This is a genomic window from Fodinicurvata fenggangensis DSM 21160, from assembly GCF_000686045.1.
Taxonomy (GTDB): Bacteria; Pseudomonadota; Alphaproteobacteria; order Kiloniellales; family DSM-21159; genus Fodinicurvata; species Fodinicurvata fenggangensis.
On the sequence record NZ_JMLV01000010.1, the window covers coordinates 14922 to 28528 of the forward strand.

Sequence of the window (13607 nt, forward strand, 5' to 3'; positions counted from 1 at the left end):
TGCGCGAGATCCGGATGATCAGGAGGAATGGCAATGCGTCACGGCATGGCACAGCGCAAGCTGAACAGGAAATCACAGCATCGCAAGGCGATGTTCTCCAACATGGCGACCTCGCTCATCAAGCATGAGCAGATCGTTACCACGCTTCCCAAGGCCAAGGAGCTCCGTCGTATTGCGGATCGCCTGATCACTCTGGGCAAGCGCAACAACCTGCATGCTCGTCGCCAGGCGGCGATTACCGTGCGTGACAACAAGCAGCTCCAGAAGCTGTTCGGAGAACTGGCCGAGCGCTACCAGAGCCGCAATGGCGGTTATACGCGCGTACTCAAGGCCGGTTTCCGGTACGGCGACATGGCCCCGCTGGCTGTCATCGAACTGGTTGACCGCAACCCCGATGCGAAGGGCCAGGATTCGGGTCCGACGCAGTTCGCGGATGACGACGAGGATGACGAGGAAAGCTGATTTTTCCTGCAGTCTTTACGATAATCCCCGCTGGAAAGTCTTCCTGCGGGGATTTTTTTGCCCGGTGACAGTGAGGGTGAACTCGAGGGGAGATACATGATGGCCCACACACCAAGAATGGAACCAACCCTGGCGCATGTGCTTTGGCCGGCATCAGGCGGTTTTGCGGCCTGGCCGCGCACGGTTGTTCTCATGTTGGCCGGCACTCTTGTCCTGGCGATTTCTGCCAAGGTCCAGGTGCCTTTCTGGCCGGTTCCGATCACCATGCAGAGCCTTGCCGTTCTGGTCATTGGCATGAGCTTTGGCTTCCGCCTGGGCGTGGCCACCCTGGCGCTCTATCTGGTCGAGGGGGCTGTCGGGCTGCCCGTCTTTGCATCGGGAGCAGGCCTGGCCTACCTGGCAGGGCCCACGTCCGGTTACCTGTTCGGTTTCGTGGCGGCGGCCGCCGCCGCTGGCTGGCTGGCAGAACGGGGATGGGATCGAAACATCTGGCTCAGCATGGTGGCGATGACCTTGGGGACGTTGATCCTGATGGGCTGTGGCGTCGCCTGGCTTGCCACCCTGATCGGGTTTGAACAGGCGCTTGCCAGCGGGTTCACACCCTTCATCGCGGGCGGTGTCCTGAAGATCGTCCTGGGCGCGTTGATGCTGCCGTCTGTCTGGAAGCTGGTCGAGCGCCGGTAAGTGCAGCGTTATGCAAGCAAGAAGAAAGGGGCTGTGCAGCCCCTTTCCTTCAACCGGTGATCAATCGGGAAACCCTGGGAGGCAGGGCAAAGGCGCCCTTGTGGATATCCGGTGTGTAGTAGCTGGTTTGCAAAGCGCGTTCGGCGTATCGCGCCTGCAGCGTCTCCAGGGGCGTGTTGCGGGGGTCCGGCGAAGTGCTGGCCCAGCCGAAGGCCATGGGGCCGCCGCTGTAGGTCGGTACGGTCGCCAGATAGAAGGTCACATCCTCGAAAAGCCCGGAGAGAATACGGTGCCCATTCTTCAATTCATCACTTTGAAGATAAGGTACACCGTTCTGGGTGATCAGGATGCCATCGGGATTCAGGCAGCGCCGGCAGTTGCGATAGAACTCTTCCGAGAAAAGCACTGCACTCGGCCCGACCGGGTCGCTTGAATCCACGATAATCACGTCGAAGCGTTGGTCCGTCTGTTCCACGAAGGCAAAGCCGTCCGCGACGATGACCTCGGATCTTGGATGATCGAACGCGCCATCTGAAAGTTCGGGCAGGTGTTCCTTCGACAGCTCGATGACATGGCTGTCGATCTCGACCATCGTTGCCCTGTCCAGAGGGTGCTTCACGGCTTCACGCAGGGTTCCGCCGTCACCGCCGCCTACGATCAGGATATTGCGGGCATTGCCATGGGCGAGCAGGGGGACATGCACCAGCATCTCATGGTAGATGTGGTTGTCCCCCGTGGTCGTCTGGATAATGCCATCGAGGGCCAGAACCTTGCCAAACGCCGCATTCTCGAAGATCACCAGATCCTGGTGCTCCGTTTTCTCTCTGTAGAGTTCATGCGATATGGTGAAGAACTGGCCGTAATCCTGATGCAGGGTCTCTTGATAGACCTGCTTCATGGGATCACTCCTCCCTTATCCGATCACGCCCCGACGATGCTCGCCAACTTCGATGGACCCCGGACTGAAGGAGGTTTCCAGTACGCCGATCGCCTTGCTCGGCTCGGCATCTCCGCACATGAAGATGTCGATGGCGGCATAGCCGCACTCGGGCCAGGTGTGGATCGAGATGTGGCTTTCCGCCAGGACCGCGACGCCCGAGACGCCTCCATTGGGAGTGAAGTAATGGAGGTCGATGTTCAGCAGTGTCGCGCCGGCCGCTTCCGTGGCCTGTCGCAGGCTTTCCTCGACGTGGCCTAGCTCGTCCAGGCGGCTGGCATCCCACAGGTCTATGATCAGATGGGTTCCCGCAAAGCGTTGGCCATCCTTTTCGATGAAATGGTCCAATCGGTTCGCATCAAACAGCGAACCAATGCGCGAGCCGTCGGCATGGTGGTCATTTGCCACGCCGGTATGCGGAATTTCCTGTTCGGTTTCGGGGTCTGGGGTCCGCAGATCCAAGTCCATCACCGATTCGGAAAGGGCAGTCAGTGTCTTCAAGGCAAGTCCCCTTCGTAACAGCGGATGAACCCAGCCAGCGCTTGCGCTTTCGGGTGGAACGCAGGGAAATGGGCTATTATGACTTTGAGTTCAAGAGTTTTTTACAGCTTGCGCCTGATGGATCCGTTTTTGTCTGTGCAGCTCGTGAATCAGACGGATGAAAGGCTTGGCAGCAAAGAGAATGCTGCCGATCAGGAACAGCCAAGTCCCGTCATAAAGCAGGCTTTGGTAAAAGAAGAAGACGCTGCCGATAACAAAGCAGATACCGCAGCCCATGTCCGCCGCCAAGTGGATCCAGAAGTAGTACTTACGCAGTTGTTCCAGCTGGTCGTCCAGTTCGCGCTGGAATCCGTTCAGTCGTTCGGTCATGGCATGCCTTCCCTGTCTTTTGGGTCCTGCCCGGAGGTGTCACAGGTCCATGCGAAAGCGCCCCCTCATGCACCCTGCACTTCAGGAGCGACAGTCCGCAGAATGTTCGTGGACTCGGTCATCACGACGCCCTTGTCCTCCATCTGCCAAAGGGCGGCCTCCCTGGAGCCGTTCAGGTCGATGGCCGCCGTGGCATCGTTGATCAGGACGACCTCGAAGCCTTCGCGGCGTCCGTCCAGGGCAGAGTAGAAAACACAGAAGTCGAGGGCCAGGCCGGTCATGAACAGGCGGGTGATTCCTCGTTCTCTCAGATATCCGCTCAGGCCCGTGGTCGTCTCTCCGTCGTTCTCGTAAAAGGCGGAGTAGGAATCTATCGTCTTGCGGAAGCCTTTGCGGACGATGAACTGGCAGGCGTCCAGCTGGAAATCGTCATGGAAGGCAGCGCCTCTGCTTCCCTGCACGCAGTGGTCCGGCCAGAGCACTTGGGTGCCATAAGGCATTTCAGTGGTCTCGAACGGCGCCTTGCCTTCATGCTGGCTGGCGAAGGAACTGTGCCCCACCGGGTGCCAGTCCTGGGTCGCTCCAACATTGGCGAAGGCGGGGATCAGGCGGTTGATCACGGGAACCACGCGCTCGCCTTCCGGGACTTCGAGGGCGCCGCCGGAACAGAAATCGTTTTGCAGGTCAACGACCAGAAGCAGGTCCCGATTTTGATCCAGTGTGATGTCAGTCATAGAAAATCCCACTTTCCATCCGTGCGTGACTTGTCAGCCATCGTTGCGCATGATCCGGCCAAACAACAGCCATCAGCATAGAGATAACCATGAAATCCAATGAACTGAAGACCGGTGGGGAAATCCTTGTCAATTGTTTGCGCCAGCATGGCGGCGAACATGTCTTCTGTGTGCCTGGTGAAAGCTATCTGGCAGTCCTCGATGCGCTGCACGATGTCCCGGACATGAAGGTGACGGTTTGCCGTCAGGAAGGCGGTGCGGCCATGATGGCGGACGCCTACGGCAAGCTGACGGGGGAGCCGGGTCTTTGTTTCGTAACCCGCGGGCCAGGCGCGGCCAATGCGACGGCTGGTTTGCATATCGCCCAACAGGATTCAACGCCGATGATCCTGTTTATCGGTCAGGTCGCGCGCGGAGACATGGAGCGCGAAGCCTTCCAGGAAATCGATTATCGCCGCATGTATGGCGAGATGGCGAAATGGGTGGCGCAGATCGATGACGCCGAGCGCATCCCCGAGTTCATCAGCCGCGCCTACTACACGGCCACCAGCGGCCGCCCCGGTCCCGTTGTCCTGGCCCTGCCGGAGGATATGCTTTGCGATACGGTGCGCCAGCTTGACAGCACAACCTACCAGAAGGTCGAGGCGCATCCGGGCGACAGCGAGATGGAGCGCTTGCAAGGCTTGTTGGGCGAGGCCGAACGCCCTCTGGTCCTGGTGGGTGATGGCAAGGATCCGCAGACACGGGCTGATCTGGAAAGCTTTGTCGAAAGCTGGGATCTGCCCGTGGGCGCGGTTTTCCGGCGCCAGGACTGCTTTGACAACATGCACGACAACTATGTCGGTGACGTCGGCATCGGCATCAACCCGGCTCTGGCCGCGCGTGTGCGTGAAGCGGACCTGCTGCTGGTGCTGGGCGCACGCCTTGGCGAGATGACCACCAGTGGGTACAGCCTGGTCGACATTCCCCAACCGCAGCAGAAGCTGGTCCACGTCTATCCCGGAGCCGAGGAACTGGGACGTGTCTACCAGCCGGAGCTGGCGATCCTCGCGTCCATGCGTCCGTTTGCCCGTGCCCTGGCCAAGTTGAAGCCGGCCAGCACGCCAAGCTGGCAGGATCGAACACGGCAGGCGCGGCAGGAGTACCTGGCCTGGTCGGAACCGCCGCAGGTGCAGGGACCGCTCCAGATGGGCGAGATCATGGACTGGCTGCGCACGCGCCTGCCACGTGAGACCGTAGTGTGCAATGGCGCGGGAAACTATGCCGGCTGGGTGCATCGTTTCCACCGCTACAGCGGCTGCTACACGCAGCTTGCCCCGACCTCGGGCTCCATGGGCTATGGGACGCCGGCTGCAGTGGCGGCAAAGCGGGCCTTCCCGGTGCGTCCTGTGGTGGCCTTTGCCGGAGACGGGTGCTTCATGATGCATGGGCAGGAGTTGGCCACGGCCATGCAGTACGAGCTGCCGATCATCGTGATCGTGGTGAACAACGAGATGTACGGGACGATCCGGATGCATCAGGAGCGCGAATACCCGGGGCGTGTCTCTGCAACGGCGTTGAAGAATCCGCAGTTTGCCGACCTGGCCAGGGCCTATGGGGCGCATGGCGAGTTGGTGGAACGGACCGAAGAGTTCAAGCCTGCATTCGAGCGCGCCTGGGCGGCAGGTCGTCCGGCCCTGATCGAGCTGCGCCTGGATTCGGAAGTCATCAATCCGGCCAAGACACTGAGTCAAATTCGCGCGGAGGCCCTGGAGCGCATGAAGGCCGGAACCTGAGGGGCAAATCCATAGGAGGAGGCTATGCGGAGCTTTCTTGGACCCACTTCGACAGGCGGTACATCACGCTCACGCCGCAGATTCCTGGACGGGCTGCTAAGCCAGGTTCCCGTTGTCCTGGGCGGAGCGTTCCTGGCGGGCTGTGCGCGTACAAGCGGAGCGGCAGGCGCCCGGGAGGAAGGGGAAGGCGGTCCCTCTGAGGCCTGCGTTTCCGGACTCGAGGGCTTGCACCTTCGTGCCGTGCAGGAAGGCCAGCCGGTGACCCAGGATTATCGCAGGGACCGTCTGACCCTTGTCCTGGACGAACAGGGGCGAATCAGCCGTTCCTATATCGGTTAGACGGCCTGTCCTTGGCGCGCAGGAGCCAGGATCCAGAGTCAGTTGGCCTTGGCGAACGCCTTTACCAGCTTCACGATCTGGGAGCGTACGTTCTCGTCCTCTATTGAGCTCACGGCGCGTGCCAGTTCCAGGGTCTGGCGGTCCAGCGGAGGCTCGTCGGCACCAAGTCCCTCATCCTCCAGACCTTCGAAGAAGTAGCTGACCGGTGTTTCCAGGGCTGTGCTGATGTCCCAGAGGCGGCTACCGCTGATGCGGTTGGCGCCGCTTTCATACTTCTGGACCTGCTGGAAGCTGACCCCCAGCTTTTCTGCAAGCTCGCTTTGGCTGAGCCCCAGAGCCACACGGCGTTCGCGTAGACGATGGCCGATGTGTATGTCCGTCTTGTGATACATCTTCCTGTGAGCCTTTCCTGTTATGCAAAGGTGACCGTGTCAGTCCCTTCATTCTGCTTGGTAGCCTTGTCGATACTACGCGCCCGCAGCGCGCGGCGTCCAGATTGACAATGCAACCATCGGGCCAAAAAACTGCAGACTCCCCTTTTTTCCAGAAACCCGTCTCGCTATGCGGCTTCCCGCCCCATCTCTCGTTTAAGGCGATTGATCCAGGGGGGCTTCAGTGAGCCGTCTCGGGCCTTGTCCCGAAATATTTGCAAAATACGTCGTATTTTGCATTGCAGTATGCAATAGCCGGCTTGTCTTGCCTCTTAGTTCATGAGGTTACAATGCCGGAGCTTTGCTCTATGGTTGGCACCCGGCAGGCTATGCCGTAGATGGCAGCCAGCGCGAGAACGTTTCGTGTGCAGGCAGGGGAGCAACAGGTGTCTCAGAAGCTGATTTCCTTGCAGGGGCTTCGCAAGACCTTTGGCGACAAGACGGTACTGGACCATGTCGACCTGGATATTTCGGCGGAGCGGGCGAGTGTCCTGATCGGGCCGTCCTCTTCGGGGAAATCGGTTCTTATGAAATGCATGCTGGGCCTGATGGAGACAGATTCCGGCGAGGTCCTGCTGGAAGGGCAGTCCTTGAACCGCATGTCCCGTGAGGATCTGGAGCGCATGCATGACAGAATCGGGGTCGTCTTTCAGCAGAATGCCCTGTTTGACAGCCTTCCCGTCTGGGAGAACGTGGCTTTCAGGTTGCTGAGCCGCGGGCGTGTAACGCGCAAGCAGGCGCGTGAAATCGCCCAGGAAAAGCTGGGGCTTTTTGGCTTGAAACCCTGGGTGGGTGAACGCTACCCCGCCGAACTGTCAGGGGGCATGCAGAAACGGGCTGGCCTGGCGCGGGCATTTGCCATGGATCCGGAAATCCTTGTCCTGGACGCGCCTACGGACGGGCTGGATCCAATCATGACCCGACACACCAATCTTCTGATCCGCAGGGTCGTACAACAGCACAAGGTAACCGTTTTCAGCATTACCACCGATATGCCCTCGGCCTTGGAATTTTACGACGATCTCGCCATGCTGTATGAGGGGCGCATCATCTGGAAGGGGACGACCGAAGCAGCACGAGAGGAAACCGAGCCACGCTTGAGACAGCTACTGGAAGGACGTTCCGAAGGCCCCATCAGCATGGCGGTGCGCGCCTGAGATAACAGTCAGGACCGATGGCAAGATAGATAATAGATGAATTCGCACTGATACAGGGAGGCAGAACATGACAGTGAACAGGTTTGCAGCAGCAGTTGTCTCGGGGGTCATGGCCGCTGGGCTGGCCGTCTCCGCCGCCGCACAGGATGAGTCGGATGCGGCGGCCATGGATGACAGGGTCACCCTGGAGCTGAACAAGCTGGAACAGGTGGACCAGACCTGCCGCGCCTACATGCTGTTCGAGAACGACAGCGGCAGCGATTTTGACCAGTTTCGGCTGGATCTTGTGCTTTTCGACGCCGAGGGGGTTATCAGCCGGCGTATCGCCATAGAAGCGGCCCCCCTGGAAACAGGGCGGTCCACCGTCAAGTTCTTCGACTTTACGGAGCAGCAGTGTGACAGCATCGACCGTATGCTGGTCAACGGAGTGTCTCCCTGCGCCGATGCATCGGGTGATCGCGAGGACTGCAACGATATCCTGAACCTGGCAAATCGAACGGACGTGGATTTCTATCAGTAAGTCGTTGACTTCCCTTAGGCAGGCTTCCTAAGCTCGCCTGCGATCATCGGGAAAGGGAACGCGGTGCGGCCAGTATGATTGGCCAATGCCGCGGCTGCCCCCGCAACTGTAAACGGCGAGCCCGGCGCAAGGTAAATGCAGGCCACTGATCTCGTGATCGGGAAGGCCTACTGCGCCGAGTTTGGACCCGTGAGCCAGGAAACCTGCCCGTGGATCCACTCTTGAACACCGGGCGGGGTGTACCGGTGGCGCCAAAGTCCAGCCTGATCGTCTTGCTGTGCCGCGTCGCCTCTCCCGCCAGAAGCAAACGGGAGACAGTCGAAGGCATGTCCGCCTTGTCCCACACTACGCCGCAGCTACCCGGTATGACACTGGTGCTGGGGGGCGCGCGTTCGGGCAAGAGCAGCTATGCCGAGCAGCTGTTCCAGTGCCAGGAGGGGGCCATCTGCTATGTGGCAACGGCCCAGGCCTTCGATGCCGAAATGGAGGCACGCATAGCCGCGCATCGGGCGCGCCGCGATTCCAGATGGCAGACTTTGGAGGCGCCCCTTGACCTGGAAGCGGCCCTGCACTCGGCGGCCGCATTGAAGCAGCCGATTCTGGTGGACTGCCTGACGCTGTGGCTCAGCAATCTGATGCTTGCCGAAATGGATGTAGACGCGCGGGTTCGAGAACTGCTCGAAAGCCTGACGCAGCTTGACGTTCCACTGGTCATGGTGTCCAACGAAGTCGGCCTTGGCATTGTGCCCGAGAATGCGCTGGCGCGCGCCTTTCGCGACCATGCCGGATATCTCAATCAAAGACTGGCTGCTGCCGCCGACCAAGTGGTCTTCCTGGCAGCCGGCTTGCCGCTTACCCTGAAAGCCCCGGAAGGTGACACTCCATGAAAGATCTAGCAAAGATACCCGCCACCGTAATCACGGGATTCCTCGGCTCCGGAAAGACGACCCTGATCCGTTCATTGCTGGAGAATGCCGGTGGGCGACGCCTGGCGCTGGTCATCAATGAATTCGGTGATGTGGGCGTGGACGGAGAAATCCTGAAGGGTTGCGGCGTCGAGGGCTGTAGCGAGGATGACGTGCTGGAGCTTGCCAATGGCTGCATCTGCTGCACGGTGGCCGATGACTTTCTGCCGACCATCCAGAAGCTGATCGACCGCCCGGACCCGCCCGATCATATCATCATAGAAACCTCGGGCCTGGCCTTGCCGAAACCCCTGGTCAAGGCCTTCGGCTGGCCGGACGTACGCAACCGCGTGACGGTGGATGGTGTCGTCGCCGTGGTGGATGGGCCTGCTGTCGAGTCAGGCATTTTCACCAGTGCGCCCGCGGCCGTGCAGGCCCAGCGCCAGGCCGATCCTGCACTGGACCACGAAAGCCCCCTGGAGGAGCTCTTCGAGGAGCAGCTCGGCTGTGCCGACCTGGTTGTGATCAACAAGCGTGACCTGCTGGACGAGGATGGTTACCGCCAGGTCCTGGAGACCACGCATGGCTACCTGCGCGCGGGCGTTCCCGCAGTCGCCGCCACCCAGGGACAACTGGACCCCCGTGTTCTGCTGGGCCTGGGTGCCGAGGCCGAAGACGATCTGGACAGCCGTCCCTCGCACCATGACGGCGATGACGACCACGACCATGACGACTTCGAATCCTTCGTGGTGGAGCTGGGCGAGTGCGATTCACCCCAGGGGCTGCTGGACCTACTGACCCCGCTATCGGCACGCTTCGGCGTGCTGAGGGTGAAGGGTTTTGCAGTCGTGAGCGGCAAGGACATGCGCCTGGTGGTGCAGGGGGTCGGACCACGATTCCAGCACTACTACGACCGAGACTGGCGCGCGGAGGAAAGCCGCCGCACGCGGCTGGTGGTCATCGGCGAGAAGGGCCTGGACGAGCCGGCAATCCGTGCCGCCCTGGCACAGGAACAGGCTGCGGCCTGACCCGCCAAGACACTGGACCGAAAGCATGCATCTACTCGCCGCACAGCCAGGCAGGGTCTCCGATGGCAGCGAAGCCGTCGATCTGGAGCAGACGCCGGGCGACATCGTCTTTCTTTCGGCGGCAGACACTGAGTTGGCCAGCCTGTCCACCGCCTGGGCCGACCTGAACGAGGAGGGGCTGAGTCTGCGCCTGGCAAACCTGATGCAGCTCAGTCACCCCATGTCGGTGGACCTCTACCTGGAACAGGTATTGGAGCAAGCGCGCCTGGTGGTCGTGCGTGTACTGGGCGGGCGCGGCTACTGGTCCTACGGGGTCGAGCAGCTTGAAGCCCTGGCGCGCGAGCGGGGGATTCCCGTGGCCTTCCTGCCCGGCGACGACAAGCCGGATCCGGACCTGGCAGCAAGCAGCTCCCTGGAGGAAAGCGCGCGCAATCGGCTATGGCAGTATTGCATTCACGGCGGTCCCGAGAACGCGCGCAACCTGCTGGCCTATGCCTGCACTCTGCTGGGCGCAGAACGGGATTGGCGGGAGCCTGCCCCGCTGTTGCGTGCGGGCCCCTATTGGCCAGGACTGGAGCAGCCGGACCTGACGCAGCTGCGAGCGCACTGGACGGACGGGGCGCCCGTGGCGGCCGTTGTCTTTTACCGGGCATTGCTTCAGGCCGGCAACCTGGCACCTGTGAATGCCTTGATCGAGAAGCTGCAGGCAGAAGGCATCAATCCCCTGCCGATCTATTGTGCCAGCCTCAAGGAAGAGGTTTCCGCAAGCACGCTGCAGGCCTTGCTGGAGGAAGCCGGGACCGGACTGGTCCTGAATGCGACAGGCTTTGCGGTTTCCAGCCCTTCAGCCGAGCGCAGCGCAACGCCTTACGACAGCATCGATGCGCCGGTGCTCCAGGTGGTGTTCGCCGGTTCCGATCGGGAAAGCTGGGAAGAGGGCAGCCAGGGACTGGCCGCGCGCGACATTGCCATGAACGTGGCCCTTCCCGAGGTGGATGGCCGCCTGCTGACGCGTGCGATCTCCTTCAAGGGCGAGGCGCTTTATGACCCGGCAACCCAGACATCGCTGGTGCGCTACGAACCGGTGGCCGATCGCGTTGCCTTCGTGGCGCGCCTGGCAGCACGCTGGTTGAAGCTGAGGGAAAAGCCAGTGGCCGCGCGCCGCATCGCGCTGGTGCTGGCCAACTATCCGAACCGGGACGGGCGTATGGGCAACGGTGTTGGCCTGGACACACCCGCCGGGACCATCACGCTTCTGCAGTCCATGGCGGCAGCTGGCTACGATGTCCGGGATCAGCCCGAAGACGGCGATGCTTTGATCACCCAGATGGCCGAAGGGCCGACCAATGCCGGTCTGGCGGGGCGCGAGATCCGCGAGACCCTGCCGCGGCCTGAGTACGAGTTCTTTTTCGGCAACTTGCCGCAGGTGGTGCAGGAGGCCGTGCTCGAACGCTGGGGGCCGCCCGAGGCCGATCCCTTCTATCTGCACGGTGAACTGGACTGCGGCGCCTTCGCCTTGCCGGCCTTTCGGCTGGGCAAGGTGCTGGTCGGGCTGCAGCCGGCGCGTGGCTACAACATCGACCCCGAGCGCAGCTACCACGATCCCGACCTGGTGCCGCCGCACGCCTACCTGGCCTTCTATGCCTGGCTGCAGCAGGAAGCCGATGCCGTGGTGCACATGGGCAAGCACGGGAACCTGGAATGGCTGCCGGGCAAGGCACTGGCCCTGTCCGAGGGCTGTTTTCCCGAGGCAGCCTTGGGCCCCATGCCGCACATCTATCCCTTCATCGTGAACGATCCGGGCGAGGGGACACAGGCCAAGCGCCGGGCCCAGGCGGTCATCATCGACCACCTGACGCCGCCGCTGACCCGGGCCGAGACCTATGGGCCGCTGAAGGACCTGGAACTGCTGGTGGACGAGTACTACGAGGCCGCCGGCGTGGATCCGCGCCGGATCGAGGTGCTGCGCCAGGACATCCTGGACGTTACCCGCCGCCTGGGCCTGGACAGCGACTGCGGCATCTCCGAGGCCGACGACGAGGACCAGGCGCTGGCCAAGCTGGACAATCATCTCTGCGAGTTGAAGGAGATGCAGATCCGCGACGGGCTGCACATATTCGGCCAGTCGCCCGATGGCGATCAATTGACGGACCTGCTGGTGGCGCTGGTGCGCATCCCGCGGGGCAAGGGCGAAGGCGGGGACGCCTCGCTGCTGCGAGCTCTGGTGGCCGACCTGGAGCTTGGCTTCGATCCGCTGGACTGTGATTTTGCCACGCCCTGGGAGGGGCCGTATCCCGACGCGCTGCAGGCGGAAGGACGCTGGCGCACCGCGGGCGACACGGTGGAACGCCTCGAGGGGCTTGCACGCGAACTGGTGGCCGGCGCGCGTACGCCACCCGAGAACTGGACGCGAACCCGGGCTGTTCTGGACAGCGTGGCTCAATCCATGCGCCCGGCCGTCGAGGCCTGCGGGGCGGCCGAGATCCAAGGCATCCTCAAGGCATTCGAGGGGCGCTTCGTCCTGCCCGGTCCTTCGGGTGCGCCGACGCGCGGGCGACCGGATGTTCTGCCCACCGGGCGCAACTTCTATTCCGTGGACAGCCGCGTGGTGCCGACCCCGGCCGCCTGGACGCTGGGCTGGAAATCGGCCACGCGCCTGCTGGAGCGGCACAGGCAGGAACACGGCGGCTGGCCGAAGACCCTGGCGCTGTCGGCCTGGGGCACGGCGAACATGCGCACCGGCGGCGACGACATCGCCCAGGCGCTGGCGTTGCTGGGCGTGCAGCCGACCTGGGAGACGGCCTCGCGGCGCGTGACCGGCTTCGAAATCCTGCCGCTGTCGGTGCTGGACCGGCCGCGCGTGGACGTGACCCTGCGCATTTCGGGCTTCTTCCGGGATGCCTTTCCCAACCAGATCGACCTGTTCGATTCCGCCGTGCGGGCCGTGGCGGAGCTGGATGAGCCCGAGGCCCAGAACCCGCTTGCCGCGCGCGTGAAAGCCGATGCCGAGGCGCTGGTGGGCGAAGGCGTTGAGGAAGCGGTGGCAAGGCAGCGTGCCGGCTATCGCATCTTCGGCTCCAAGCCCGGCGCTTATGGGGCTGGGCTGCAGGCGCTGATCGACGAGAAGGGCTGGGACAGCGGGGCCGACCTGGCGCGCGCCTATGTGGCCTGGGGCGGCTATGCCTATGGCCAGGGCGCGGAAGGGGCGGCCGAGCATGGGCTGTTCGAGGAGCGGCTGGGTGCCGTCGAGGCCGTGGTGCACAACCAGGACAACCGCGAGCACGACCTGCTGGACTCGGACGACTATTATCAGTTCGAGGGCGGGCTTTCGGTCTCCATCGAATCCCTGTCGGGCAAGGCGCCCACGGTCTATCACAACGACCATTCGCGCCCTGAGCGCCCCGTCATTCGCACCCTGCAGGAAGAGATCGGCCGCGTTGTCCGGGCCCGGGTGGTGAATCCCAAGTGGATCGCGGGGGTCATGCGCCATGGCTACAAGGGCGCCTTCGAGATGGCGGCCACCGTGGACTACCTCTTTGCCTTTGCGGCGACAACCCATGCCGTGCGCGACCATCACTTCGACGCGGTTTTCGATGCCTATCTGGACAATGCCGAGGTTCTGGATTTCCTGGAGGCGCACAATCCGGAAGCGCTGAAGGAAATGGCGGAACGCATGGACGAGGCGCTGGAACGCGGGCTCTGGAAACCCAGGGCCAATACGGCCTATGCTCGCCTGAACGAGATTACCGGGAAGGATATGTGACC

14 protein-coding genes and 1 riboswitch are annotated in these 13607 nt (G+C 62.3%); of the genes, 9 read left to right on the top strand and 5 right to left on the bottom strand.

Features of this window, described 5'->3' with window-relative positions; translation table 11 throughout:
- Positions 1-33 precede the first annotated feature (33 nt).
- Entirely contained in the window at positions 34-462 is a 429-nt protein-coding gene (rplQ, locus tag BP38_RS0113295) for a 50S ribosomal protein L17 (protein WP_026988126.1), read from the top strand.
- 96 nt (positions 463-558) lie between these two features.
- Positions 559-1146 (top strand): biotin transporter BioY, encoded by a 588-nt coding sequence (locus tag BP38_RS0113300; RefSeq protein WP_245602411.1) that lies wholly within the window; start codon positions 559-561, stop codon positions 1144-1146.
- Between the two features lie 49 nt (positions 1147-1195).
- Here BP38_RS0113300 and speE read toward each other — a convergent pair whose 3' ends face one another.
- From speE to pncA, 4 genes are all read right to left on the bottom strand, one after another.
- Positions 1196-2044, bottom strand: coding sequence for a polyamine aminopropyltransferase (gene speE / locus BP38_RS0113305; RefSeq protein WP_026988128.1), 849 nt, complete (start codon positions 2042-2044; stop codon positions 1196-1198).
- A 15-nt stretch (positions 2045-2059) separates the two neighbouring features.
- Complete coding sequence (speD, locus tag BP38_RS20670) at positions 2060-2584, bottom strand: adenosylmethionine decarboxylase (protein ID WP_245602412.1); 525 nt, start codon at positions 2582-2584, stop codon at positions 2060-2062.
- Positions 2585-2674: 90 nt separating this feature from the next.
- Entirely contained in the window at positions 2675-2953 is a 279-nt protein-coding gene (locus BP38_RS20675) for a YrhK family protein (protein WP_035725281.1), read from the bottom strand.
- A gap of 65 nt (positions 2954-3018) precedes the next feature.
- Positions 3019-3687: a bifunctional nicotinamidase/pyrazinamidase gene (gene pncA / locus BP38_RS0113320; RefSeq protein ID WP_051609356.1), complete on the bottom strand. Its 669-nt coding sequence runs from the start codon at positions 3685-3687 to the stop codon at positions 3019-3021.
- An 89-nt stretch (positions 3688-3776) separates the two neighbouring features.
- Between pncA and BP38_RS0113325 the strand changes: the two genes are divergently transcribed.
- The gene (locus BP38_RS0113325) at positions 3777-5462 is read left to right on the top strand and encodes a thiamine pyrophosphate-binding protein (protein WP_211250320.1); all 1686 of its coding nucleotides are present in this window, start codon (positions 3777-3779) and stop codon (positions 5460-5462) included.
- Between the two features lie 24 nt (positions 5463-5486).
- Positions 5487-5801, top strand: coding sequence for an I78 family peptidase inhibitor (locus BP38_RS0113330; protein ID WP_026988131.1), 315 nt, complete (start codon positions 5487-5489; stop codon positions 5799-5801).
- Between the two features lie 38 nt (positions 5802-5839).
- Here BP38_RS0113330 and BP38_RS0113335 read toward each other — a convergent pair whose 3' ends face one another.
- On the bottom strand, positions 5840-6193 hold the full coding sequence (locus BP38_RS0113335; RefSeq protein ID WP_026988132.1) for a helix-turn-helix domain-containing protein: 354 nt from the start codon (positions 6191-6193) through the stop codon (positions 5840-5842).
- A gap of 425 nt (positions 6194-6618) precedes the next feature.
- On the opposite strand from BP38_RS0113335, the gene BP38_RS0113340 reads away from it, so the two are divergent.
- From BP38_RS0113340 to cobN, 5 genes are all read left to right on the top strand, one after another.
- Positions 6619-7389 (top strand): ABC transporter ATP-binding protein, encoded by a 771-nt coding sequence (locus BP38_RS0113340; protein ID WP_026988133.1) that lies wholly within the window; start codon positions 6619-6621, stop codon positions 7387-7389.
- Positions 7390-7456: 67 nt separating this feature from the next.
- Positions 7457-7909 carry a hypothetical protein gene (locus tag BP38_RS0113345; RefSeq protein ID WP_026988134.1) on the top strand — a complete coding sequence of 151 codons (453 nt, stop codon included), beginning with the start codon at positions 7457-7459 and terminating at the stop codon, positions 7907-7909.
- A 3-nt stretch (positions 7910-7912) separates the two neighbouring features.
- Positions 7913-8134: riboswitch (cobalamin riboswitch) on the top strand.
- The gene (cobU, locus tag BP38_RS0113350; protein WP_322098961.1) at positions 8119-8796 is read left to right on the top strand and encodes a bifunctional adenosylcobinamide kinase/adenosylcobinamide-phosphate guanylyltransferase; all 678 of its coding nucleotides are present in this window, start codon (positions 8119-8121) and stop codon (positions 8794-8796) included. (Overlaps the previous riboswitch by 16 nt.)
- Positions 8793-9842: a cobalamin biosynthesis protein CobW gene (gene cobW / locus BP38_RS0113355; RefSeq protein WP_026988136.1), complete on the top strand. Its 1050-nt coding sequence runs from the start codon at positions 8793-8795 to the stop codon at positions 9840-9842. Before cobU ends, cobW begins: the two co-directional genes overlap by 4 nt.
- 25 nt (positions 9843-9867) lie before the next feature.
- Entirely contained in the window at positions 9868-13605 is a 3738-nt protein-coding gene (gene cobN, locus BP38_RS0113360; protein WP_026988137.1) for a cobaltochelatase subunit CobN, read from the top strand.
- The last annotated feature ends 2 nt before the right edge of the window (positions 13606-13607 follow it).